General features: G+C 40.2%; 20 protein-coding genes. 16 read left to right on the forward strand and 4 right to left on the reverse strand.

Annotation, left to right across the window (positions count from 1 at the left end; translation table 11 throughout):
* The first annotated feature begins 347 nt into the window (after window positions 1-347).
* Window positions 348-755 carry a hypothetical protein gene (locus ACTNC6_RS11685; protein ID WP_441044170.1) on the forward strand — a complete coding sequence of 136 codons (408 nt, stop codon included), beginning with the start codon at window positions 348-350 and terminating at the stop codon, window positions 753-755.
* Window positions 756-766: 11 nt separating this feature from the next.
* A complete protein-coding gene (locus ACTNC6_RS11690) occupies window positions 767-2,035 on the forward strand; it encodes a M56 family metallopeptidase (protein ID WP_441044171.1) in 1,269 nt (422 codons plus the stop codon).
* A 198-nt stretch (window positions 2,036-2,233) separates the two neighbouring features.
* On the opposite strand, the gene ACTNC6_RS11695 is transcribed toward ACTNC6_RS11690, so the two are convergent.
* Together ACTNC6_RS11695 and ACTNC6_RS11700 are read right to left on the reverse strand one after the other, a co-directional pair.
* Complete coding sequence (locus ACTNC6_RS11695; RefSeq protein ID WP_441044172.1) at window positions 2,234-4,069, reverse strand: serine hydrolase domain-containing protein; 1,836 nt, start codon at window positions 4,067-4,069, stop codon at window positions 2,234-2,236.
* A 248-nt stretch (window positions 4,070-4,317) separates the two neighbouring features.
* On the reverse strand, window positions 4,318-5,697 hold the full coding sequence (locus tag ACTNC6_RS11700; protein ID WP_441036734.1) for a citrate/2-methylcitrate synthase: 1,380 nt from the start codon (window positions 5,695-5,697) through the stop codon (window positions 4,318-4,320).
* 362 nt (window positions 5,698-6,059) lie between these two features.
* Between ACTNC6_RS11700 and ACTNC6_RS11705 the strand changes: the two genes are divergently transcribed.
* Window positions 6,060-6,539 carry an acyl-CoA thioesterase gene (locus ACTNC6_RS11705; RefSeq protein WP_173742500.1) on the forward strand — a complete coding sequence of 160 codons (480 nt, stop codon included), beginning with the start codon at window positions 6,060-6,062 and terminating at the stop codon, window positions 6,537-6,539.
* A gap of 38 nt (window positions 6,540-6,577) precedes the next feature.
* Here ACTNC6_RS11705 and ACTNC6_RS11710 read toward each other — a convergent pair whose 3' ends face one another.
* The gene (locus tag ACTNC6_RS11710) at window positions 6,578-7,132 is read right to left on the reverse strand and encodes a hypothetical protein (protein WP_441044173.1); all 555 of its coding nucleotides are present in this window, start codon (window positions 7,130-7,132) and stop codon (window positions 6,578-6,580) included.
* A gap of 221 nt (window positions 7,133-7,353) precedes the next feature.
* On the opposite strand from ACTNC6_RS11710, the gene ACTNC6_RS11715 reads away from it, so the two are divergent.
* The 4 genes from ACTNC6_RS11715 to ACTNC6_RS11730 all read left to right on the forward strand — a co-directional run bounded on the left by ACTNC6_RS11715 (window position 7,354) and on the right by ACTNC6_RS11730 (window position 13,675).
* Window positions 7,354-9,072, forward strand: coding sequence for an alpha-amylase family glycosyl hydrolase (locus ACTNC6_RS11715; RefSeq protein ID WP_441044174.1), 1,719 nt, complete (start codon window positions 7,354-7,356; stop codon window positions 9,070-9,072).
* Window positions 9,073-9,343: 271 nt separating this feature from the next.
* On the forward strand, window positions 9,344-10,462 hold the full coding sequence (locus ACTNC6_RS11720; protein WP_441044175.1) for a substrate-binding domain-containing protein: 1,119 nt from the start codon (window positions 9,344-9,346) through the stop codon (window positions 10,460-10,462).
* Window positions 10,455-11,909 carry a sensor domain-containing diguanylate cyclase gene (locus ACTNC6_RS11725; protein ID WP_441044176.1) on the forward strand — a complete coding sequence of 485 codons (1,455 nt, stop codon included), beginning with the start codon at window positions 10,455-10,457 and terminating at the stop codon, window positions 11,907-11,909. The genes ACTNC6_RS11720 and ACTNC6_RS11725 overlap by 8 nt, the downstream gene beginning before the upstream one ends.
* 95 nt (window positions 11,910-12,004) lie before the next feature.
* Window positions 12,005-13,675 carry an AAA family ATPase gene (locus ACTNC6_RS11730; protein ID WP_441036739.1) on the forward strand — a complete coding sequence of 557 codons (1,671 nt, stop codon included), beginning with the start codon at window positions 12,005-12,007 and terminating at the stop codon, window positions 13,673-13,675.
* 208 nt (window positions 13,676-13,883) lie between these two features.
* Here ACTNC6_RS11730 and ACTNC6_RS11735 read toward each other — a convergent pair whose 3' ends face one another.
* On the reverse strand, window positions 13,884-15,026 hold the full coding sequence (locus ACTNC6_RS11735) for a tyrosine-type recombinase/integrase (RefSeq protein ID WP_441044177.1): 1,143 nt from the start codon (window positions 15,024-15,026) through the stop codon (window positions 13,884-13,886).
* 449 nt (window positions 15,027-15,475) lie between these two features.
* Here ACTNC6_RS11735 and ACTNC6_RS11740 point away from each other — a divergent pair, with 449 nt between their 5' ends.
* The 9 genes from ACTNC6_RS11740 to ACTNC6_RS11780 all read left to right on the forward strand — a co-directional run bounded on the left by ACTNC6_RS11740 (window position 15,476) and on the right by ACTNC6_RS11780 (window position 25,012).
* Window positions 15,476-15,865, forward strand: coding sequence for a hypothetical protein (locus ACTNC6_RS11740; protein WP_441044178.1), 390 nt, complete (start codon window positions 15,476-15,478; stop codon window positions 15,863-15,865).
* 63 nt (window positions 15,866-15,928) lie between these two features.
* Complete coding sequence (locus ACTNC6_RS11745; RefSeq protein ID WP_441044179.1) at window positions 15,929-17,380, forward strand: sugar transferase; 1,452 nt, start codon at window positions 15,929-15,931, stop codon at window positions 17,378-17,380.
* A 47-nt stretch (window positions 17,381-17,427) separates the two neighbouring features.
* Window positions 17,428-18,195, forward strand: coding sequence for a WecB/TagA/CpsF family glycosyltransferase (locus tag ACTNC6_RS11750; protein WP_441044180.1), 768 nt, complete (start codon window positions 17,428-17,430; stop codon window positions 18,193-18,195).
* 3 nt (window positions 18,196-18,198) lie between these two features.
* Window positions 18,199-19,377, forward strand: a complete 1,179-nt coding sequence (locus tag ACTNC6_RS11755) for a glycosyltransferase family 4 protein (RefSeq protein ID WP_441044181.1) — start codon at window positions 18,199-18,201, stop codon at window positions 19,375-19,377.
* 68 nt (window positions 19,378-19,445) lie between these two features.
* Window positions 19,446-20,414 (forward strand): acyltransferase family protein, encoded by a 969-nt coding sequence (locus ACTNC6_RS11760; RefSeq protein ID WP_441044197.1) that lies wholly within the window; start codon window positions 19,446-19,448, stop codon window positions 20,412-20,414.
* Entirely contained in the window at window positions 20,411-21,586 is a 1,176-nt protein-coding gene (locus tag ACTNC6_RS11765; RefSeq protein WP_441044182.1) for a glycosyltransferase, read from the forward strand. The genes ACTNC6_RS11760 and ACTNC6_RS11765 overlap by 4 nt, the downstream gene beginning before the upstream one ends.
* A 10-nt stretch (window positions 21,587-21,596) precedes the next feature.
* Window positions 21,597-22,619 carry a hypothetical protein gene (locus ACTNC6_RS11770; RefSeq protein WP_441044183.1) on the forward strand — a complete coding sequence of 341 codons (1,023 nt, stop codon included), beginning with the start codon at window positions 21,597-21,599 and terminating at the stop codon, window positions 22,617-22,619.
* A gap of 14 nt (window positions 22,620-22,633) precedes the next feature.
* Window positions 22,634-23,713, forward strand: coding sequence for a glycosyltransferase (locus tag ACTNC6_RS11775; RefSeq protein ID WP_441044184.1), 1,080 nt, complete (start codon window positions 22,634-22,636; stop codon window positions 23,711-23,713).
* A gap of 90 nt (window positions 23,714-23,803) precedes the next feature.
* On the forward strand, window positions 23,804-25,012 hold the full coding sequence (locus ACTNC6_RS11780) for a hypothetical protein (protein WP_441044185.1): 1,209 nt from the start codon (window positions 23,804-23,806) through the stop codon (window positions 25,010-25,012).
* Window positions 25,013-25,014 lie beyond the last annotated feature (2 nt).

The raw sequence follows: 25,014 nt of genomic DNA on the forward strand, positions 1-25,014 counted from the left end.
AAAGTTTGTCTAATAAAACTATTGAAGAAGCTGCATTAAAGGCTGCCATTAATGCAACCGGCTATGAGGTAAAAGGCATCACATCAGAACCATATGAAAAAAAGAAAGGGATTTTTTCCTTTTTGCATAAGTGAGTTCAGGAAGCAGGGGTTACCCCTGCTTCTTTTGACCGAATCAAGGAAGCCCCCTGCTTCAATTGCGAATATCCGCTTGACCTTCTTGCCCTTGCGAAAAGTCTCGAAGAATGTCGACAAGTTTACGGACAAATTTGGGAAATGCGGTTGTGAAAAATGTCAAATTATGGTAGACTAAGTTCAGTTCATAAATCAGGAGATATAAAGATATAAATGAAGAAAAAAATACAGACCCTTTGCTGGGTTTTATTTACCATATTTTCTGCGGGATGCTTATTTATTAATTTTATCAGCGAACCGCCTGTAGATAATGTAAAAGCGCTGACAGGTTATATGATCTGTGCAGCAGCAGTCTCAGTATTATATCCGGCAGCTATGCTGTTCCTGGGACTGAGAAACCGCTGGCTCTATGAGCAGCTGCAGAGGAAAGCCGAAGTAGAAAGAGAAGCTCTGGAAAGCCTTTCCCCCACATCCCCCAAAAGGGAAAATATACAGAAGAATCCTTTCGCCCACAAAGCTGTGCCTACGGACTTGTCTATGCTGATCAGTGCCCTGAACTCTGATCAGAAACTTACAGAGGAAGAGAAGGATTCCCTGATCAAATACATTAAAGAGAAATGATGTGAACTGTTTTGGATTTAATTGTATGTATGTCAATTGCAGGAAGCATTCCTGTATTGCTTTGTTTTCTGTTATTTCTGATCCAGAGGGATTCTTATAATTTCCTCTGGGGCAGGAAATTGTTGCTGACCGGAGTGTTCTTTTTCCTGATTCCGGTACAGCTGGTGAGATTTCTCTTACCAATGAATATTCTGCCGGAACCTGCTTTCAGTGAAGAGACACAGCTTTATCTGTCCCATTCCATGGATTTTCTGCCTGGACGTGGGGATGAGTATGTGTGGTTCCCCAGATGGGTTTCAGCTATCATTCTGCTGTGGGCGGGCATTGTGATCCTCTTTGCCCTGTATCAATTTATAAAATATCGTAAAATCGTTAGAAAAATCAATCGATCCGTTTTCTACTATGTAGATGAGCCGGAAATGGAGCTGATCTACTATGTTGTGCCTGATGGAAGCTGCGGTCCCTGTACAGTGGGATTCTTCCGACAGAAAATCATAATACCTGAAAGCTTTACAGAGCTTGAGAATTTTTCTATGGTATATCAGCACGAATATACCCATCTGAAAAATCGTGACAATCTGGTAAAGCTTTTATGCCTGATCGTTCTTTGCATCCATTGGATGAATCCGGCGGCATATCTGTTGCTGTTCCTTTATCGGATCACTGCAGAAGCTGTCTGTGATGATGCAGCAGTGCTTGGCTATTCAAAGGATATAATAAAAACCTATGCCATGCTGCTGGTAACTACGACCCCAGTCCGGGAGAAACTTCCGGTTGTATGGAAAAATAACTTTTCCAGTGAGGGAAAAATGATCAAGAGGAGGATCAACTACATGATGAAGAAAAGAAAAAACGGATGGATGAGAAAAGGGATTATGGCAATGGTATCTGCATTGACTATTGCAGCAAGCGCAGGGACGGTGTTGGCGTATGAGCCAATGCAGTCATCGGATCATGATGTTAGTATTATTATGACTGCTGATGATTCTGACAATTCTAATTTTAATCTTGTAGGTGAGGATTATTTTAAAGTTGATTTTTCTAAATCTGATTCAGTTTTTATATCAGAAACAGGAGAACAGACTCCGATAATGAATAATAATTCAACTAAGGCTTTATGTAAGCATAATATGATTAATGGATATTTAAATAATCATAAGAAAAATAGCACTGGTGGGTGTACAGTAAAGACATATACATGTCAACGTTGCACAAGATGTGGTTATTTAGCTAATGCAAAGTATTATTCAACAACAAATTACGCAAAATGTCCACATTAATAATTTAATAAATATTGCAAAAATTTACATTCTTAAAAAGTCTGCTCATGAAAGAAAAATACAGAATGAGCAATTGTAGACCAAATCAATATCGCCTCTATTTCATGTATATGAAAAGAGGCGATGTTTTTTGAATACATTTATTTTTCTATTCTTAAAAATTTTCTATATCACACAATATGATTCGCAAATTCTCCATTATTTTTCGGCAATAACATCATCTCCCAGCAAATCACCTTCAACCTCCATTTCCAAATCCCCCCAACAAACCGGCTCAATAGTCTGTTCCATGAGCCTGATTGCCAGGTCTCTGGCGTTTTCCCCCAGGAGGGTGCTGTTGGGCAGCTTGGCAGCCAGCTCTTCAGTGATGGAGCTCAGGCCTTCCAGGATCATCCCTTTGCCTGGAGTTTCTTTCCACCGAAGCTCAATTTCCTTTTCACTGTGGAAAAATACAGACAAAAGCCGTTTCGCGCATTCTTCTACAAAGGTGATCTCCAGTTTCAGTACAGGGATCTGGTTTTCGTTTCTGGTAAATTCTCCCAGTGTGCGTACAAGATAATTTTCTCCGTGCATGGAAACTGTGCCCAGGGCAGCCTGGCGGAAGCCTACAGGCAGAGTATGAATTTCTTCCCCTTCCAGAAAGGACACAGAGAAAATTCCAGATTCACAGGAGAAAGAAATCTTCCGGATGCCCTCTGTCATATTATTATGGAAGATCTGCATAAACAGTGGGAACAGGCCAATGCTCTGCTGACGCATTTCATAGGTCCGGCCGTGGAGATCCTGCCTGAATTTCTCGAAGAAAGCAGGAGAGTGGGATTTTTCACAGCAGCTGTTATTTCTGCGCAGCTGACGTTTTTTCCATCCCCCACGCAGGATAGGGCGGGTCAGCTCCATTCCCTGCTCCAGTTCTCCGCACAACCGCTTCAGCAGCAGGGCAGCAGCCGGGTTCTCAGGAAGTGCATCAGCAGGAGTATATTCCGGCGGAAAATATTTCCGGATAATATTTAGCATAATGCAGTCCTGGAATAATTCATTATTTCCTGCATTCGTCACCAGGACCATATCCATATCCGGATAGATTACCACATTCTGACCCAGCATTCCGTTGAATTCGAAACTTCCGGGACGCTGCTCCATCCACAGCTGGTAACCATAACCATAGGTATCATCAGGAGTTTCCCAACGCTTTTGGGTGGAAGCCTCCACCCAGCTTTCCGGAATGATCTGTTCTCCCTTCCATTTCCCCTTCTGGAGATAAAGCTGTCCAAGCTTGGCCATATCCTCTGCACAGAGGAAAAGCCCCCAGCCCCCCTTTGTGATCCCGGCAGGACAGGTTTCCCAGAAATACTTTGTGATTCCCAGAGGCTGAAAAAGCCGTGGCTTCAGATATTCGGTCAAGGTTTCCCCAGTGCGCTTTGTGACAATGGCAGACAGCATATAGGTGTTCATGCTGTTGTACTGAAAAATCTGGCCGGTAGTTCCGTTTACTGTAGAATTCAGATAGCTGGTTACCCAGTCATTTCCGGATACAATACCGGATTCATTATAGGTGATCCCACTGGACATGGTCACGAGATTTTCCACTGTGATCACAGGCCGGAAAATTTTCAGCAGGGAATTGACCTTATCAGGAAAAATATCATAAATATTTTCATCCAGGCGAAGCTTCCCCTCCTCAATCAGCAGTCCTATAGCCATTCCGGTGATGCTTTTGCACATAGAATGGGTGATGTGCCACATGCCTTTGGGGTAAGGCGCAAAATTACATTGGCAGATCACCTTTCCGTGGCGGAGAGCCATGAAGTGATGCATTTCCGTGCCCTTTGCATGATACAGCTCCAGGATCAGGGCTGCAAGATACTCAGAGGAAATTCCCTGGCTCTCCGGAGTCGCCCGCTCAAAGGGCTGCTCATAAGGGGCATCAAAAGGAAAGTCCTGTTTCTGAGGAAAATAATCCACACGCCCGCTACCTGTCTTGCCCAGAATAATATTAAAAATTAATTCTGCAACTGCAATCTGTTCCTTGCTCATAGTGTCCCTCCTGTATAAAATCAAATAGACAAAAGTATCCGGCACATTAGTTTTCTAAATTATACCTTTACAAAACAATAAATGCAAACACATTATAAACATATCTATGCTTATAATTGTTTGCATTTATCTCTTTTATAATGAGTAAAATCAGACCGCTTTCTTATATAATATAAGTCTTTTTTCTCTAGAGCGTGTGTGAATGATTTTTCAAACACGCTCTAATTCCCAGGTCTGGAAGAGAGTACTTATCTTTCCTCAAATGGTATAAAGTCCGTATGTTCTCCTACATATTTATAAGCAGGACGGATAATCTTGTTGGCGCTTATAAGCTCCTCAAGTCTGTGGGCACTCCAGCCAGGCATACGTGCAATGGCAAAAATTGGTGTAAACAGTTCCTGAGGGATTCCCAGCATACTGTAAACAAAGCCACTGTAGAAGTCTACGTTTGCACACACATTTTTAAATATCTTTCTGTGTTCCATAATAAGTTTGCCTGCCAGCCCCTCAACTCTGTTGTAAAGCTCGAACTCCTCAGTCATGCCCTTTTCCTCAGCCAAAGCCTTGGCAAAACGCTTCAGGATCACTTCACGGGGGTCAGAGAGAGTATAGACTGCATGACCCATACCATAGATCAGTCCTGCACGGTCAAAGGCTTCTTTATTCAGAATCTTCTGGAGATAATCAGCCAGCTCATCCTCATTCTCCCAGTCCTGTACGTGAGCCTTCAGGTCAGCAAACATATTCTGGACCTTCAGGTTGGCACCACCGTGACGGGGACCCTTCAGGGAGCCAATGGAAGCAGCAGTGGAAGAGTAGGTATCCGTACCTGAGGAGGTTACCACATGAGTAGTAAAGGTGGAGTTATTACCACCGCCATGCTCAGCATGGAGAATCAGTGCAATATCCAGAACCTTAGCCTCCAGCTCTGTATACTGGCCATTCGGACGCAGCATCAGCAGAATATTCTCAGCCAGGGAAAGACCTCTCTGTGGATTGCGGATAAACAGAGTCTCATCCTTACGGAAATGACGGTATGCATGATAGGAATAAACAGCAATCTCAGGAAGCTTGGCAATCAGCTCCAGAGACTGACGCAGTACATTTTCAGGAGAAATATCCTCCGGATTGTCATCATAGGTGTACAGGGCCAGTACACAGCGCTGCATGGCATTCATAATATTGGCATTGGTACCCTTCATAACCACGTCACGGACAAAACGACCGCCCAGTTCTTCCATGTTTCCCATAACATCGAAAAATCTGGCCAGCTCATCCCTGTTGGGAAGCTTGCCGAAGATCAGCAGATAAATAACCTCTTCAAAGCCGTAACGTCTGCCGTTCAGACCATTGATAATATCCTGTACATTGATGCCCTGGTAAAAAAGCTGTCCGTCTGCAGGAATCCGGCGTCCATTGACCAGCTTATAACCATTTACATCAGAAATTTCAGTCAGACCGGTAAGAACACCCTTACCTGCAGAATCACGGAGACCTCTTTTTACATCGTATTCTACATATAAATTAGGATCAATATGATGATTTCCTAAAAGCTCATGCTCAAAGAATCTCATCTTGTCCCTAAGCTGCCTGGAATCCTCCAGACTCATCATTTCATGCTTTTCCATAATATCTCTCCTCATATATGTATATATTCTTAATCTAACATTTTACCGTAACGCAGTGAGAAAGGCAATAGAACGATTGTATTTTTTTGAATACAATTTCAACCGAATCAAGTAAGTCCCCTGCTTCAACTGCGAAAAGCAATAAACAGTGGGGGGACTTGATTGTATCAGGAGGAGTGCAAGCTCCTTCTGATAAACTGCGGAGCAGTTATTCGGCAAAGATAATTTACAGGTTTCGTGAAATCCAGTTGAAAATACCTGTCAGTGTATATATAATTAATGTGCCAAATGGCAGATATATAAATAAAGTAATTACATATTAAAATGTATTTGTATAACACAAAGGAGTGCAAAGAATCAATATGTCAGAACGTAAAATGAAACGGGTTGAGGACTCGTTGACCGAACAATCACACTTACTTATGCCAAAATGTCTCAATGCAGCAGGTTACCTTTTCGGCGGACAGCTGCTGGCCTGGATCGATGAGACTGCAGGTATTGTAGCCAAACGCCACGCAGAGATGAACGTAGTGACAGTAGCGGTAGACAATATGTATTTCAAAGCCGGAGCCCAGGTAAATGACACCATCGTACTGATCGGGCGTCTCACACATGTAGGACGATCCTCCATGGAAGTGCGGATTGATACCTACAGAGAGGATCTGGGCGGAACCCGTACCATGATCAACCGTGCATATTTCACTATGGTGGGTACAGATGAGAAACAACATCCGGTAGAAGTACCGGGACTGATCATTGAGGGAGTTACCCAGCAGATCGAATTTGAAGCAGCGAAAAAACGGGCCAATCTGTGGAAAGTGCGCCGCCAGGAGGGATTCTGATTAGTATTAGAATCCCCTGACGGACATGTACCAGAAACTTATTCCTGACCCGGATCAGAAGGGGCAGTATCCTGGTAGGAGAAATCTTCAGAGGTGTCATCCCCTGAGGTATCCGTGGACTCATCCGGGTAATCAATCTGATCCCCGTCACCGGTATTATCGGTAGTATCAGAATTATCATTGCTATCAGAACTGTCACTGCTATCAGAGCCATCTCCGTTATTGGAAGAATCCTGGTCTGCAGAACCATCCCCGGAACCATCTGTAGAACCATCTGTAGAACCATCTCCGGAACTATCCTGGCTATCATTATTATTTCCCGGATCCTCCTCGTAGGATCCGCTGTCATAATCCCAGTCAGTGCTGCCGGAATCATCATAATTACTCTCCTGAGTATAAATAGGAAAGCCATTTTCTTCAGCCTCAGCCTGGGCCTGTGCTTCCGCCTCGGCAGCTGTTTCCGGAGCTTCTGTAAAGGTGGTCACACCCTTGGACACCTTACTGTCCTTTGGCGCAACTGCCGAAACTCCAAACATGGCCACACACAGCAGAACAGCTGTGCCTGCAATCTGCAATTCATCTATATGTCTCATAATCATTTCCTCCAAAGTAAACCTTCCCCACCATTATAGCACGACCGGAGAAATTTGTGTATTCCTGAAATATAGTAATACGCTTCATGATATATGAAATTTTTTAGGGTAGAATTTTGACAGATAATCTGCTATTATAAATAACAGATGCGTTACTGTCTGACAGGCATTCTTGAACTGTCCGGGATCATCGCAAATATAAAAACAGAGGTGTAAAATATATGAGCTGGTATAACGAGGCAATCTTTTATCATATTTATCCACTGGGACTGACCGGAGCGCCAAAGGAGAACGACTATGGCACTCCTGTCCATCGACTGAATACCTTACTTCCCTGGATCGACCATATTAAGGAAATCGGGTGCACGGCACTCTACATCGGTCCTTTATTTGAGAGTGTGGGACATGGCTATGAGACTACTGATTACAAGAAGCTGGATTCCAGACTGGGAACTAATGAGGATCTGAAGAATTTTGTGGCTGCCTGTCATGAGAAGGGAATCCGGGTGATCTTTGACGGTGTGTTCAATCATACAGGACGTGATTTCTTTGCATTCAAAGATATACAGCAGAACAGGGAGAATTCCAGATATGTGAACTGGTACTGCAATGTGAATTTCTGCGGAAATACGGAATATAATGATGGATTTTCCTATGAGAACTGGGGAGGGTACAACCTTCTGGCAAAATTAAACCAGAGAAATCCGGAGGTACAAAACTATATCTGTGATGTAATCCGTTTCTGGGTATCTGAGTTTGATGTGGACGGAATCCGTCTGGATGCAGCAGATGTACTGGACTTTGATTTTATGAAAGCACTGCGCAGGACAGCCTCTGAGGTCAAAGCAGATTTCTGGCTTATGGGAGAGGTGATCCACGGGGATTACAGCCGCTGGGTCAATGGGGAAACCCTGCACAGCGTGACCAACTATGCCCTGCACAAGGCCTTGTACAGCGGACACAATGACCACAACTATTTTGAGATTGCCCATACAGTGAAATATCTGCTGAATATGGGAAATCTGGATCTCTACAATTTTGTAGACAACCATGATGTAGAGAGAATCCACACAAAGCTGACAAACAAAGCCCACTTTGCTCCGGTGCATATCCTTCTGTATACACTGCCGGGGATCCCCAGCATTTATTATGGCTCAGAATTTGCCATTGAGGGCCGCAAGGAGCAGTTTTCCGATGCCAGCCTGCGTCCGGCACTGAACCTGGCAGATTATGCAGATGCAGTAGAGAAGAATCCCTGTACTGCACTGATCGCTGCCCTTGGAAAAATCAGACAGCAGACACCGGCATTAAGCTATGGCAGCTACACAGAGCTTCAGCTTACCAACCGCCAGTATGCCTTTGCCAGAAATCTGGATGGTGTCTCTGTGATCGTCACTGTAAATAATGATGACAATGATGCCTCCATGAATGTACCTGCCGGAAACACTTCTGAATATATAGGCACACTTACAGGACAGCATGTCAAAGTCCAGGATGGACGGATCAATGTAACAGTCCGCGGCAATTTCGGAGAAATCTGGGTACCTGTAAATGCAGCAGCTGAATATGAACCGGTGAAAGTACAGACAGAGGAAGAAAAACCTGGCTGTCAGGCTGCTGTTGAGACAACGGAGGTAACGCCTGATTCTGATACCGCGCAGGAGGATGTAGAAACTGCCTGTACCTGTGAGACAGTAGAAGTACAGCCTGAGAATACACCTTCAGAAAAGAATGATACAGAAAATTCTCAGGAAGCTCTCAATGAACCTGTAAAAACAGTTTCCAATAAATCCCCGGAAGAAATGACTGTGGAGGAACTTCAAGCAGCAATCCTGGGAAAAATGGCCAACAATGGTCCTGTTACCGACCAGATGAGAAAAACAGTGGCAGACAATATCTGGCACGATTCCCTGGTCAACTGGCTGAAGAGCTTCAGGTAGACAATTATGGAATCAGAAAAACCTTCCGAAGGGAAAACAGCAGCCCCAACCGCTGCTTTCCCTCCGGGAGGTTTTTTAACCGAATCAATCAAGTCCCCTGCTTATTGCTTTTCGCAATTGAAGCAGGGGACTTGATTGATTCAATTAAATAATATCCATAAAAAAATAATACCCACAAAAGAAAATATATACACTTGCAAGGCTGAAATTTTGCGCGTATACTTTATACTAATGCATGTAAAACAGTACAATCGTATGTTGGAGACCTTATATGGACCAGAAACAATGGAAACAAAACCAAAGAATACAGAATCAAAAAATACACAATGAAAGAATCAAAAGGGCATTTCTGCCTGTGACCTCAGGACTGCTTGCATTAATGGTAATGGTGGGCGGCTGCGCACTGCCCGGCAATTCAGGACGGGATACTGGGACCCAGGCAGCTGCAGATACCGATGAATCCGCGGTGGTTGATTACACCTGCATTGCCAATCAGGGCAGCCAGGAGAAAATATACGTGATTCTGAAAAATTACCACGGTGACTACTGGAAAAAGGTGATCCAAGGAGTTACAGAGGCAGCAGAACAGATAGAGGAGGCTGTATATCTGGGCGGCATTGACAATGAGACAGATGTGTCCGGACAGATTTCCCTTATAGAAAAGGCCCAACGGCAGGGTGCAGACGGAATCCTTCTGGCACCTGCCAATTCCAATGCCCTGGTGGAAAGCTGCCAGAAGATCAAAAACCAGAATATTTCCCTGGTACTCATCGATTCCTCTATTAACAGTGACGCCTACGACACCTGCTATATGACCGGAAATATGGAAGCAGGCCAGATCGCAGCCAGAGAAATGCTGACCATGCTTTCAGATCAGGGAAACACAGACCAGGATTCCCTGGAGGTGGGAATCCTTCTGTCCTCTGACTCATCCCAGGCCATGGTCAACCGTGTCTCAGGCTTCCTGGAATACTGGGCAAAATATGCACCTGAGAAATGGACTATCAACCAGGACATCCGCCTGAATGGAGGAGACATGGAGAATGCCCAGGCAGATGTGTCAGAGCTTCTCAGAAACAACAGACATATCAAGGGGTTGTATGGCTGTAACAACACCTCCACCAAGGGCATTGCAGCAGTCCTGATGAGAGCAGCCAGAAAGGATATTGTAATGGCAGGATTTGACCTGGCAGAGGAAACTGCCAGCCTGATTCGGGATCCGGATTATCATGGCATCACCCTTCTGCAGAAACAGGAGCAGATGGCATATAAGGGAATGCTTTCCCTGGACTGGCAGATCCGGGGAGAAAAGCCGGAACAGAAATATATAGATACCGGAGTGCTCCTGGTGGACAGAGATTATCTTTTGGAGAACGAGCAGAATGAGTGATAGAAGAAAGAACACCAAAAAAAGAAAGCTATATCTTGCCATATATCTGTGTCTCTGTCTGCTCATCATCCTTCTGGCTTATTTTCAACTGAGCCGGATGGCCCGGGACTACAACACCCGACACCTGGAACTGATCACCGGGCTTTATGCAGAGAAAATGAATGATTCCATGGAATATCTTCAGAACTATGCCCAGGACAATGTAAAAGTAGCCCAGGCTATGGAGGACAAAACACCGTCTCAGGTTCTTGCCCGCATGGAGAAAAACCTGGACAGCAGGGTATTCTGTGGCATTGGTCTGATCGGAGAGAAGGGGGAAATCTACGGAAGTAAATATGCAGCCGCAGATATCCGCCAGGAGGGGCTGGATAAACAGGCTCTGGAGGCAGAGGAGTTTTTTTACTCCGATCCCTACCAGTCCAGCGAGACAGGAAGCATGATCGTCACCATCTTCGTCCCTGTGCCGGATTCTTCCTGGCTGCACACCATTTATGTGTCTGTGAGAATCGAGAATCTGAGACAGTTTGGTGTATACGATCTTTTGCGGGATAAGATCAGTGTCCACCTGCTGAAGGCAGACTCTGAGAATTTCGTCACCTGTATCAGCAATTCCAGCGCTGAGAACTTTGAGGGAAGCTGGAACAACCTGCTGCTCCAGCAGAGATATTTTCAGTATAATGACGGATATTCCTACAGCCAGTGGGTCAGAGACATGCGCTCCGGCAAAAAAGACGGCAGGTTCTCTGCCACCATCCGGGGTGTGGAATCCACCATCTCCTACAGGAGCATTACCAGCATGCCGGGCTGGTACGTAATTGTAGAGCTGGCAAACAAAGACATCTCCGACATTACCCAGCAGTTCTCCTGGCTGGGAGGAACCTTTGGCTGCATTCTGGTAGCCATTACCCTGATCTACATGCTGTCCATCCTGCTGCTGGAGAAAAAGGACAAAAAGGTTTACATGGGTCTGTCTGCCATAGACCCCCTTACAGAGCTTCTGAACCGCCGTGCTCTTCAGAATGCAGTGGAAGAGGAGCTGAAGAAAAAGGCAACCGGTTATTTCATATTTATAGATATCGACAACTTCAAAACCTACAATGACACCTACGGCCACAGCAACGGAGATCTGTGCCTGAAGCACTGTGCCCGCACTATGAAAAAGTGCTTCCCGGAAGACAGCATCCTGGGCCGCTACGGAGGCGATGAATTTGTAGTCTGTCTGAAAGGTGCCACCCAAGAGGAAACCTATGCCTATATGCAGGAATTCCAGAGCTGGCTTACCCCGCTGACCCTGTCCACAGGAGAAGTGGCAGAGCTTTCCGTCAGCGCCGGCGGCGCTGCCTACCCGGACCAGGGCGAAGACTTTGTATCCCTGTGCCGAAGTGCAGACGCAGCACTGTATGAAGTGAAACAGAACGGTAAGGGAGACTTCCGGGTGAAAGGCTGACTGTGAACAGCGGCAGGCTTATTCTTGTGTGGACAGCAGATTCATGGTATGATGAAAACAACAGGAAATGAATGTATTTGAGAGGAGCAGTCTGAATGAAGAACCTGAACATCCCTGTGGGAATTTCCGATTTTGAGAAAATCCGCAGAGAAGGATTCTACTATATAGATAAAACCGGTCTGGTAAAAGAACTGCTGAATCCAAAACCAGCAGAGGTAACACTGATCACCCGTCCCCGACGTTTCGGCAAAACACTGGCAATGAGCATGCTGGAAAACTTTTTCGATATCAAAAAGAACAGCCGGGAGCTGTTTGCAGGACTGGAAATTTCATCCAGTGAGGAATTGTGCAGCCAGTGGATGAATCAGTGCCCTACAGTATCTCTGTCCTTTCGGCAGGTAGACGGGTTGGATTTTTCCAGTGCTTACGACATGCTGACAATGGTGATTTCCAATCTGTTTAACAGGCACCGTTATCTGCTGGAAAGCCAGGAAATTTCAGAATTTCAGAAAACAGCTTTTGTGCAGATCGCCAGCCAGAAAGCTACAGCAGGAGAGATCAAGAACAGCCTCATATTGCTTACAGACATGATGCAGACCTATTATGGAAAAAAGGTGCTCCTGCTGTTGGATGAGTATGATGTGCCTGTGGCAAAAGCCAATAACAATGGTTACTACGAAGAAATGTTGGATGTGATGAAGGGACTGATGCAGGCTCTTAAGGACAACCGGGCACTTGGCTTTGCAGTGGTGACCGGGTGTATGAAAATTGCAAAGGAGAGCATTTTTACAGGCACCAATAACTTTGTTTCAGATACTATAGCAGATTCCAGGCTTAATGAATATTTTGGATTTGTACAGAGAGAAGTAGATCAGATCCTGGCAGACGGAGAGATCACAGATAAGAGAGAACTTATAAAACAGTGGTACGATGGGTATCATTTTGGAGACTGGGATGTATACTGTCCCTGGGATGTGATGAATTATGTGCTGGAACTACAGCATAATCCTCAGGCAAAACCAGCAGGATACTGGAAAAACACCAGTGATAATGCCATTATCCGATCCTTTATTGACTATGCCGGAGGCAGTATTACCAGAAAGCTGGAAATTCTCATGGAAGGAGGATATATCATCCAGCAGATTGATAAGAACCTGACCTATGACTATCTTCATTCTTCAGAGGATAATCTATGGAGCGTTTTGTATCTGACAGGGTACCTGACACAGGTGCGGCCGGAAACTCTAAACCGGGAATTGCCGGCAGGATCTGCAGCATTGCAAATCCCCAATGCAGAGATAAGGGAAATATTTGAGACAACAGTGATCCGGTGGTTTGATGACAGCGCAAAAACCTGGAACAGAAACCATCTATTTGCTGCAGTTTGGAAGGGAGACAGTGAAGCTGTCACAAAGGAAATGACAGCCCTCCTTCGCAGGACCATCAGCTACCATGATTACAGAGAGGATTTTTATCATGCATTCCTGGCGGGAATCTTTACAGGAGCCGGATATATGGTAGACTCCAACAAAGAGCATGGAGAGGGCAGAAGTGATATTGTAGTATACGATCCGGTTAACAGCCGGGTGGCGGTCTTTGAAGCAAAATATGCAAAGACAATGGAAAAAATGGAAGCAGAATGTGAACGTGCCCTGAACCAGATCAATGACCGGATGTATACAAAAGAATATGAGGAAGACTATGACCACATCCTCTGCTATGGAATCTCATTTTTCAGAAAACGGTGCATGGTAAAGAAAAAATAGAAATAAACCAAAGAAAAATTGAATAAGAATACACAAAAGAAGAAACAGTAGTGAACAGACAAGGTAGCCTGTAAACTGCTGTTTCTTTTATTAGGATATAGTCCAAAATGTACTGAAAATTCGTGGAGTATTTTACTCTACGAAAAAAGGCCCCCGGAACTCCCATAAACAGGGAATTCCGGGGGCTTTTGACGGCTTTTGACCAGAATTAATTGACGGCAAAAAGGCCGGAGAGCTTCTGCATGTTCTGGTGCTTCAGCTCCATAGAAGGATGGACATAACGGTTCATAGTAATATTTACATTGGCATGTCCCAGAATCTCACTTAAGCTTTTTACATCAAAGCCAACCTCCACACAACAGGTAGCAAAGGTATGGCGCAGCGCATGGAAATTCACGGGCTTCAGACCACACTGCTCCTGCACATAGCGAAAATAATTCTGCATGACCCTGGGCTCCACATATTTCTCCTCTCCGCAGGCCAGCACAAACCCCTGCCTGTCCGGAAATTCCCTGGAGATCAGCTGCCCCAGGCTTTCCGGCAGAGGAATGGTCCGTATAGAACATTTGCTTTTGGGAGTAGAAATCTTTACCGTGGTTTTGGTATTGCCGGAACCATTGGTCTGAAGCCGCTGCATGGTCTGATGGACATAAATAAAGCCCTCTGTCAGGGAAATATCCTCCCACTGCAGTGCACAGATCTCACCAATACGCAGTCCGGTAAAAAGACAGATTAGGATTCCCAGATTGCGCTCATTTATATGAGAATAAAGATATCTGCACAGAATATCCTGGGAAGACCGCGGCAGTACAACCGTATCCGGAGAGATCTGGCGGATTGCGATTTCCCTTCCTGTGGCAGCCGGCCTCATACCCTGCACCTGGGCAAAGCGCAGAATATTTCTCAACAGGGACAGAATATCGGATACGGTTTTGGCAGAAAGCCCTTCTCTGGCAGCTCCGCCGTGGGTGAGCAGATGGTCACAGCATTTCTGGATTTTATTGGAGGTAAGTTCTGAGATAAGGATCTGGGATAATTCAGGCAGCAGGTAGGAATTGAGCAGATTAGTATACTTCATATAGGAAGATTCTTTGATTTTTGGCTGTATGGATACCAGCCAATCTCCGGAAACCTTGGCAAAGGACTGGGGCTGCAGAGGAACTATATCCGGCACCGAAGGATCTGTAACAAGGTCTGCCACTGCCTGGCTTCTTTTCTTGCGCACCTCATTATAGGTGGAAGCATACACAGAACCGTAGACGGCTTTTCCCTGGGGAGTCCTGGCTTTGATATAACGGCCCTCCCAGCGGCCATCTTTACGTTTGTAGATATTTTCTCCTTTTCTTGACATGATGTAACTCCTTTCGATAAAATATAGGAACATAACTGTCCGACAAGTCTAAATATAGTTGCCCGACAGCTGTCTGACCATAATTGCAACGGCAAATAGCACCCAAGTCAGCCCACTTTGGTCATGATTTTTGCAGGGATAGATTAAAAACCATATAAAAACTCCCTCTGTTTGTTAAAAAAATTTGTCATAAACAGAAGAATTTCACAGATTCGTCACAGAAATGTTGACAAATTGTGCTACTGTATATAAAATAAAGAGAGTTGAAAGGGACTAGAAAAGTCTGAAACCAGATTCGTAGAGTAAAATACTCTACGAATCCTGTCGAAATCTGCGAAAAAGGAGTGATCGTCATCTGGTACTTATGCGACTGTGGAGAACAAAACCCCACAGAATTTGCCAGAATCTGCAGACAAAGCCTCTCTGCCCGTGCATTGGAGGACGCCTTCGTGCCTACCTATGACCGGATGAAACGGTACCAGGGGCAGTGGCATGTGGAACAGGGGATTGCATTTCCGGATATTATCTTTCTGGAAAGCCAGGATCCGGATGCACTGGAACAGGAACTTCATGATAAATGTCCTGACAGCCGTATGATCCGCTTATCTTCGGAACAGAAAGGACTGTTCACACAGCTCTTTGGAGCAGAGAAGCATATGTCACTGTCAAAAGGGCATATCCGTGAGGGAAGAACCCATGTTACCCAGGGACCCCTGCAGGGCAAGGAATCCCTGATCAGGAAAATTGACCGACACAAGAGACTGGCCAGGCTGGAAGTGCCGGCTGGAGAGGGTACACAGACACTCTATGTAGGTCTGGAAATTATTTCCAAAAGTTAAATGACTGTGTCAGACACAATCATAAAGAGGGAGAAAACGTAACAAGAAGGAGAATATGATAACGTGTATAGAAAAGATACGGATGGATGGCTGAAGCATTGGGATTTTATCCTGTTGGATATGATTTGTCTGCAGTTGGCTTTTGTGTTGGCTTATGGATTAAGCGGGTATGGGTTTAATCCCTATCAGACCATGATTTATCGGAATATGTCAATTTATATAGAAGTGGCAGACCTTGCAGTTCTTTTTCTGCTTGGTACTCTGAGAAATGTGCTGAAGAGAGGGTATTACAGGGAGTTTCTGATCACTGCCTATCAGAGTATCGTCATGGGAGCTGTGTCTGTCCTTTATCTGTTCCTCATACAGCAGGGGCAGATGTATTCCAGACTGGCTATGATTTTGACATTCGTGCTGTATACTTTGTTGGCTTACATTACCAGAATCCTGTGGAAAAGATTTTTACAGAGCAGGAGAAAGGAAGTCGGAAACCATTCTCTGCTTATTGTAACCACTGAGAAGATGGCTTCAAAAGTAATCCATAATGTTCAGGAGCAGAACTACTCCAGATATGTGATCTCCGGAGTAGTTCTGCTTGACCGTGATCTGACTGGTCAGAAGATTGCGGGAATTCAGGTTGTAGCTAATGCAGAAAACGCTGCGGAATACGTATGCCGGGAATGGATCGATGAGGTATTGGTGGTTACACCAGAAGAAATCCCTTACCCGGACAAACTGTTGGAACAGTTTTCAGAAACTGGTGTGACTGTGCACCTGAAACTGGCAAAGATTAACAGTGAATCAGGGAAGCGGCAGTTTGTGGAAAAAATCGGCAATTATACAGTACTGACTACAAGCATTAATTATGCGTCAGCCCGTCAGCTTTGTTTGAAAAGATTGATGGATATAGTAGGAGGACTGGTAGGATGCATCTTTACCGCCATCTTGTTTATTTTTGTAGCGCCGGCTATTTATATTGCGTCTCCGGGACCGATCTTTTTTTCTCAGGAGCGTGTGGGAAAGAACGGAAAGAAGTTTAAGATGTATAAATTCCGCAGTATGTACATGGATGCGGAAGAACGAAAAGCAGAGCTGATGAAAGAGAATAAGCTTGGCGATGGAAAGATGTTTAAGATGGATTTTGATCCGAGAGTTATTGGAAATAAGGTTCTACCTGATGGAACACGTAAGACTGGAATTGGAGATTTTATCAGAAGAACCAGTTTGGATGAGTTTCCGCAGTTTTTTAATGTGCTCAAAGGTGACATGTCCATTGTAGGGACCAGACCACCACTTATTTCTGAAACAAATCTGTATGAGCCGAGGCATAAGGCGAGACTTGCGATAAAACCAGGAATCACAGGAATGTGGCAAGTTAGTGGACGAAGTGACATTACAGACTTCGAAGAAGTTGTGAGATTGGATAAGGAATATATTGAAAACTGGGATATTGGGTTGGATATTAAGATCCTTTTGAAAACCGTTGGTGTTGTACTGAAGAAAGATGGTTCTATGTAAATTGTTATAAAATCAATGGTTAAAATGCAATGTGAATGGGGAAAAAGATGAGTTTTCAGCATAAAGTAGATAAAAGTAAAATACCGACATGCAATATTATGGGAGTTAATATTGCTGCAATTAACATGGATTGGTTAGTGAAGTTTACTGACAAAAATTTGCAACAATTAGTTGGAGATTATATGTGTGTTTCTAATGTACATACTACGGTAGTTTCATATGAAAACTCAGAGTATTGTAGTATTCAGAATGGTGGAATTATGGCAATACCTGATGGAGGTCCGTTGTCTTCAATTGGTAAAAAGCGTGGATGTGAGGAAATGGAGCGAACGACTGGTCCTTCTTATATGGAAGAAATTTTTAAAATATCTGTTCAAAAAGGATATAAACATTATTTTTATGGTTCAACAGATGATACATTGAACAAACTTAAGATGAATTTAGAAAAAAAATATCCTGGAATTAATATTGTAGGAATGTATTCTCCGCCATTTCGCCCATTGAATATAGATGAGAATATAGAAATTGTTGATCGTATTAATATTTTGAAACCTGATTTTGTGTGGATTGGTCTAGGTGCGCCTAAACAAGAATATTGGATGGCTGAAAATCAGGGTAAAGTTAGAGGATTTATGGTTGGGGTAGGTGCAGGCTTTGATTATTTTGCTGGAAATATAAAACGCGCGCCTAAATGGATGCAAAATAATAATCTTGAATGGCTTTATAGATTAATACAGGATCCCAGAAGATTATTTTTTCGTTATTTAAAAACAAATATGAAATTTATATGGAATACAATGATATTAGGAAGGTGAAATGTGGATAAGAAGAAAAAAATACTAATTATTCATAATTATTATCAAATCCCAGGAGGGGAAGATGTTGTAGTTGCAAATGAAAAAGAAATGCTAGAAAAACATGGACATGAGGTCGTTCTGTATACGCGCAGTAATTCTGAAATAAAAGAAATGTCTATAATACAAAAAATATTATTACCGTTCGCGAGTATTTTTAATATAAAAGCATATGCAGATGTAAAAAAAATAATTATAGAAGAAAAGATTGATGTAGTACATGTGCATAATACGTTAAGTTTAATTTCGCCGGCTGTTTATTATGCTGCTTGCATATGTGGAGTGCCGGTAGTGCAGACTATTCATAATTTTAGATTGCTGTGTCCGAGTGCAACATTTTACAGAAATGGAAATATATGTGAAGATTGTTTGAAATATGGATTAAAAAGCTCTGTGAAACATGGCTGTTATCGAAAAAGTCGACTGCAAACGTTAGTATGTGTAATTGGTATGAAGTTGCATAGAATGACAAAAATATATGGGAAAATCAATTATATTTGTTTAACTGATTTTAATAAAGAAAAGTTATTACAATTAAAAATGATAAACTCACAAAATGTATTTGTTAAACCTAATTTCATGAATAGAGCAACTCAATTTGTACCACAAGAAAAAAGACGAGATCAATTTGTTTTTGCAGGAAGATTAGATGAACTTAAAGGTGTAGATATTTTACTCAAGGCATGGAAAGAAATTAGTAAAATTAGAAGTTCCTCTAAATTGCTTATATGCGGAATTGGACCTATGGAAGCATGGTGTAAGGAGTTTGTTGAAACAAATAACCTTGATGTAGAGATGAAAGGTTTTGTCCCGAATACGGAGGTACGTGAAATTATTGCAAATAGTAAAGCGCTTATTTTGCCGACACGCTGGTATGAGGGGTTCCCTATGAGTATTGTGGAGGCTTTTTCCGTTGGAACTCCTGTCATATGTACAGATATTGGAAATGCGGGCAGTATTGTGGAAGAAGGAAAATGTGGATATAAATTTCAAAACGAATCTGTGACTGAGCTTGTTAAGATTGTAGAAAACTTTGAAGGACTAAGTAAAAGTACATTTGACATATTTGAAAGCAGATATACAGAAGAAATTAATTATAAAACTCTTAACTCTATATACAATAAAATGAAAAGGAAAATTTAAAGGTTAAATATATGTATTGTTTAAAAGACAATATGATAACGAAAGACGATACATTGCTATTAAAATGCATGGCGATTTTTATGATGATCTATCATCATTTTTTTGCTTTTCCAGAGAGAATTTTTGATGAACAAATGTATTGGAATGTAATTATTGGGGGACATTCAGTACAGCAGAGTATAGGTTTGCTTTGTAAAATTTGTGTATCATTTTTTGCTTTTTTGTCTGGATATGGATTAACAAAAAAATATGAAAAGATTTCGTTTTCTGAAATTATAAAAAAAATAGCTGGTATAATGATGACATATTGGATAATTCTGATATTTATATATGTACCGCTTAGTTTTGTGAATGGAATATGTGATGTTAAAGAGGTTTTGAAAAATATGTTTCTCATAGAAACATCAATGATCCATCCATCTTGGTATGTGAAATTCTATGTAGAGGTTATTATTTTTTGGGGGATTTATAGTAGAGTTGCAAAGCAAATTGAAAATGTATATTTTGAAGTTGCAGCTATATGTTTTAGCTTAGTGCTGCTGAATATTTATATTAAAGAAAGTATATTTTTACATTATGTTCCATCATTTATGTGGGGATATATTATAGCTAAGTATTCAATATATGATAGAGGGAAAAGAAAATTTCCGAAGATGCAATATCTTATAAATTTCATACTACTCACAATTTTAGGGCTGCTTAGAATTATATTTGGAGATGAAATTAAGGGATTATCTTTAACAAGTTTTATTGTACCTATTTTAGTTTATTTTCTGGTTAATATGTTTCATTACATTAATGAACGAAAACTGCGAAAGATAAAAAATACATTTCTTATTGTGGGAAGATACAGTACATATTTATGGCTGCTGCATGCAATATTCCAATTACCAAATGTGAGTTTTTTGCAGCGAATATCCTATTGGCCTAGATTGAGTATCCTAATTGTAATGTGGACGATAATTTTATTACTGCCATTATCAATTGTTCTCGATATGATAATAAAAAAAATAAATTTGAGGTTATTTGTGAAATGAAGAAAATTGCATTTTTTGTTCAGTGGATGCTTTGTGGGGGCGTCGAAAATGCTTTAATAGCATTATCTGAAAGATTAGTAGATATGGGAAATGATGTTACCATATATGTGATTGTAAAAAAGGGGGATTTTATAAAGAAAATCCCCCAAAATGTATTGCTTAAAGAAATTCCAATGAATTCATCAATTAGAAGGAGTATTCCAGTTGGAGGAACAAAGATATCAGTCAGAGAATGTATTGATCAACATAAATATGTTAATGCTGTAAGATTTGTAGCAAAGCATGTTATTAATAAGAATCAGTTTGCTGAATTGAATGTGAAATTGGATAAAGTACCGGAACTAGATGAAAAATATGACATTGCGGTGAATTTTCATATGCATTCCCCTTTTTTAGTTTGGTATTTGTCTGAAAGAGTTTCAGCAACAAAAAAATATACTTGGATTCACAATGATTTTGAAACTAGTTGTTATGACATTGTAAAGTTGAAGAAATATTTGAACTGTGTGGATCAATTTTTCACTGTTGCGCAGAAATTAAAAAATGAATTTATTATGCGTTTTCCTACGTTTGAGTCTAAAACGCAAGTAGCTCTAAATATCGTTCCTGTAGAAGAAATTAGAAAGAAAGGAATCGAATTCTATCCTGTCGAATATAAATGTACTTCAGAAATTAAATTGTTAACTGTAGGTAGACTGGAAGAACAAAAAGGATATGATATTGCACTTATAGTTTGTGAAAAATTGAAAGAAAAAGGCATAAGTTTTAAGTGGTTTGTTCTTGGAAATGGAACGCAAAAAGAAAATTTAGAAAAAGAAATTGCCAAAAGGAATCTTAATGATTGTTTCTATATATTGGGAACTAGGATGAATCCATATCCATATTTTAAAAATTGTGATATATATGTTCAAACTTCTCGACATGAGGGATATGTTACAACAGTAACGGAAGCGAAAATATTTAATAGACCAATTGTGACTACAGATGTATCAGGAGCAAGAGAACAGCTCATTGATGGGGTTAATGGAGAAATTGCAGATATAGATGCAGATAGTATTTATGAGAGTGTTTCAAAATTAATTAAATCACAGGAAATCAGAGATAAATATATGAAAAATTTGTCTGATCAGGATATGTCATATGATGTAGAGTGGCTTAAAATGTTTATGTAGGAGAGTAAATATGGAAAAAGCGTTAGTAGATGTAGCGGTATTGCTTGTTTTTTTTACTAGATATGAGCAATTTCAAAAGGTTTTTGAGCAAGTGAGAAAGGCAAGACCTAGTGAATTATTTTTATATCAGGATGGTCCAAGGATAAATCATGCAGATGATATAGCAAATATTCGAAAGTGTAGAGAGATTGCAGAAGGGATTGACTGGGAATGTAAGGTACATAGGTTATATCAAGAAAAAAATGTAGGCGTTGATCCATCTGGCTATATAGCTGATACTTGGGCGTTCTCTCAAGTTGAAAAATGTATAGTGTTAGAAGACGATGTTGTTCCTTCTGTATCCTTTTTTTCTTTTTGTAAAAAAATGCTTGACAGGTATGAAAATGATGAAAGAGTAATGCTTATTTCAGGGTTTAATGTTGAGGAAAAAACTGAGAAAATTGAAACGGATTATTTTTTTTCTAGAACGACTTTTACTTGGGGCTGGGCTTCTTGGAGCAGAGTTGTAAGGAACTGGGATCCTAAATATTTATTTCTTAATAAGGCATCAGAATATAGAAAAATGCATCAATACATTAATGAAAATCATCTTGTGAAAAATATGCTGAATGTGTTTAAGGAACATAGAGATTCTGGAGTCGCTCATTTTGAGACCATATTAATTTCTAATCAATATTTACACGAGGGGTTCACGATTGTTCCTCAAAAAAATTTGGTGAATAATATTGGCATTGCAGCTGACTCAGCACATTATACAAGTGATTTAAATTGCGTTCCGAAAGGATTAAGACGTATATTTACAATGCAGCGTTACGAAATTGATTGCTCAAAATTGATAGAGCCTAATACAATTGAAGATTATCCACAATATAGAAAAAATAGTTATCGAATATATGGTTGGGGACATTTATGGGTGAAAATTTATAGAATGTTTGAAACTTCATTTTATCAAATTCGAAACGGCAATTATAGAAGTGTTGTAACTGATGTAAAGGAAAAGATTTTTAAACTTTTAACTAGAACAAACAGTTAACGTGAGAGGGAAAAATGAAAGTATTATTTGTAGATACCAGTATTGATGGTCATCATCAAACTTACTTAAGTGGCTTATTAGAAAATTGTTCTGAGCAGGCATATGCATTTATACCAGAAGATGAAAAGTTTGATTGTAAAGGTGAATATAGAAAAGTAATTCATCCCATTGATTGGCAAAAGAAGAGTTTAAGAGACTATTTAAAATGGATAGAAGGAATTGCAAGTTTAGCAAAAAAGATTAATCCAGATATCATCCACATTTTAGATGGTGATACAATTATGAGATATTTTGGAATGGGATTAAGAAAATTAGATTCATGGCCTGTTATTATTACATACCATCATTTTTTTGAAGGTAAATTAAGAAGGTTATCATACAAAATGATGCTCAATGGAAAAAATAGAATGGCAATTGTTCATACAAGCGAGATTAAAAGACGTTTAAAAGAATATAACATTGTTAATGTGGAACATATTGAATATCCTGTATTTTGGTATAAGCAAATAAGTAACTGTAATCCGCTTGAATGTAAAATGAAACTGGATTTGCCTGTTGATATCCCCATATTAGGAATTATAGGAGCGACAGATAGATATAAAGGAACAATGGTTTTACTAGAATCTATAAAGTATATAAAAAATGAAGTGTGTATTTTCTTTGCGGGAAAAGAAAGTGATATAAAGAAAGAACAAATTGAGTTATATAATACAAATCCAAAAGTTAAGATAATTACAAGGTTAAAATGGCTAACTCAAAATGAGTATATTGATTGTTTAGTTGCGTGTGATTATATTGTACTACCCTATACTAAAGAATTTAATGGTGCGAGTGGACCGTTGGCAGATGGCGTTGTGGCAAATAAAAATATAATAGGATCTGATTATGGAAGTTTAGGAAAAATTATTACTGAAAACAAATTGGGAAATGTATTTGAAGTAGATAATAGTAAAATGTTAGCGCAGCTAATTAACAAAGTAACAAAAAAATCAGGACAAAAAGAAGTTGAATACTTGAATTATAAAGAAAAACTTAAACCAGACAATTTTTATGAAAAATATAAAAAAGTGTATAATAAATTTGTAAATAATTGATATGCGAGTAAAGCATTAGATTAATTGACAGAAAGGAAATATGTGGTAATTCTATTTGGAAATATCATGTAAGAATATATGAAATTGCTAATGAAAAAAAGTACAATTTATGAAATAGTAATATATATATACGTGGGCTGGATTATTATTTGTTCGGGAAGTCAGTATTTTAGAAATTTTAACTCTGGTTCTACTTTTTTAGTTTTACTGTTATTAGCAGGTATAACATTTTTTTTGAATGGAAAAGTAACCAAAAGTAATATTATTGTTTTCATGAGTATTTGCTTGCTTTTGATTATTCATACAGTTATTACGTATGAGCAAAAAATTGGTGATAATGCAGTTATATTGCTTATTACTTTGGTGGCATTGCTTGTTTTGTGCAGTAATGTTAGTTTGGAAAAATATAAAAAATATTTTATAAGTTTTATGCTTATAGAAGCAATTGTGAGTCTTATTTGTTTTTGTGTTTGTTGGTTCTATTCACCAAGCGTTTTGCCTGGGTATAGTGAGGTTTTTATAAACTATACAAATGGATATAACATTGTATATTTGACCCCTTATTATACTATTGGATGGTTATCAACAGCAGGATTTTTTTATAGAAATGCAGGCATATTTTGGGAACCTGGTGCACATGCAATTTATTTAAATATTGCTCTACTGTTTTTTTTAAACATAGTTGATTTAAAAAAAAGTACATTTACAGATAAAGTTAAACTGGTAGTTCTTGTTGGTGGTATTTTATCAACGCTTTCAACAACAGGATATTTTACATTAGTGTTATCTTTTATTTATTATACAACTAAGAGTAAAAAATTAAAGGATATGCGCAGAAACATCATTATAATAATTATTACGCTTTCCTTTTTAATTATTACAGCATTATATGGAGATGTATTTGATAAAATTATATATAGAAGAGGATCATTCGGGACTAGATATATTGATACTGTGCAAGGGATGAAAGTTGCCTTTTCGAAGTGGGTGTTTGGATATGGTTTTTTTAATAATAATAAAATTGTTGGTGCGTTAAATCATGTTGGAATAACTAATATTTCGAATGGGTTGATAGAATTGATGATTCAAATTGGAATTCCACTCGTATTATTATATGTATACGCGTTTCATCGAGGCGTAAAAAGAGTGTTTATGACTAATAATTTAGGATGCTTTATACTTGATGTTATATTTCTTATATTTTATAGTTCTGAAGCAATAACGATGTATCCAGTTTTTTTATGTTTTTTCTTTTTCTTATCAAAGTGTACTGGACGTACTACAATAACATCATCATGAAT

Origin of the sequence: Blautia sp. HCP3S3_C4, from assembly GCF_052064095.1 — a bacterium.
GTDB lineage: Bacteria > Bacillota > Clostridia > Lachnospirales > Lachnospiraceae > Blautia_A.

Bases quoted from the DNA above. Each gene is read 5' to 3' on its own strand.
- ACTNC6_RS11685 (WP_441044170.1), top strand. From the start codon at position 348: ATGAAGAAAAAAATACAGACCCTTTGCTGGGTTTTATTTACCATATTT.
- ACTNC6_RS11695 (WP_441044172.1), bottom strand. From the start codon at position 4,069: ATGAGCAAGGAACAGATTGCAGTTGCAGAATTAATTTTTAATATTATT.
- ACTNC6_RS11700 (WP_441036734.1), bottom strand. From the start codon at position 5,697: ATGGAAAAGCATGAAATGATGAGTCTGGAGGATTCCAGGCAGCTTAGG.
- ACTNC6_RS11705 (WP_173742500.1), top strand. From the start codon at position 6,060: ATGTCAGAACGTAAAATGAAACGGGTTGAGGACTCGTTGACCGAACAA.
- ACTNC6_RS11710 (WP_441044173.1), bottom strand. From the start codon at position 7,132: ATGAGACATATAGATGAATTGCAGATTGCAGGCACAGCTGTTCTGCTG.
- ACTNC6_RS11715 (WP_441044174.1), top strand. From the start codon at position 7,354: ATGAGCTGGTATAACGAGGCAATCTTTTATCATATTTATCCACTGGGA.
- ACTNC6_RS11720 (WP_441044175.1), top strand. From the start codon at position 9,344: ATGGACCAGAAACAATGGAAACAAAACCAAAGAATACAGAATCAAAAA.
- ACTNC6_RS11725 (WP_441044176.1), top strand. From the start codon at position 10,455: ATGAGTGATAGAAGAAAGAACACCAAAAAAAGAAAGCTATATCTTGCC.
- ACTNC6_RS11730 (WP_441036739.1), top strand. From the start codon at position 12,005: ATGAAGAACCTGAACATCCCTGTGGGAATTTCCGATTTTGAGAAAATC.
- ACTNC6_RS11735 (WP_441044177.1), bottom strand. From the start codon at position 15,026: ATGTCAAGAAAAGGAGAAAATATCTACAAACGTAAAGATGGCCGCTGG.
- ACTNC6_RS11750 (WP_441044180.1), top strand. From the start codon at position 17,428: ATGAGTTTTCAGCATAAAGTAGATAAAAGTAAAATACCGACATGCAAT.
- ACTNC6_RS11760 (WP_441044197.1), top strand. From the start codon at position 19,446: ATGGCGATTTTTATGATGATCTATCATCATTTTTTTGCTTTTCCAGAG.
- ACTNC6_RS11765 (WP_441044182.1), top strand. From the start codon at position 20,411: ATGAAGAAAATTGCATTTTTTGTTCAGTGGATGCTTTGTGGGGGCGTC.
- ACTNC6_RS11770 (WP_441044183.1), top strand. From the start codon at position 21,597: ATGGAAAAAGCGTTAGTAGATGTAGCGGTATTGCTTGTTTTTTTTACT.
- ACTNC6_RS11775 (WP_441044184.1), top strand. From the start codon at position 22,634: ATGAAAGTATTATTTGTAGATACCAGTATTGATGGTCATCATCAAACT.
- ACTNC6_RS11780 (WP_441044185.1), top strand. From the start codon at position 23,804: ATGAAAAAAAGTACAATTTATGAAATAGTAATATATATATACGTGGGC.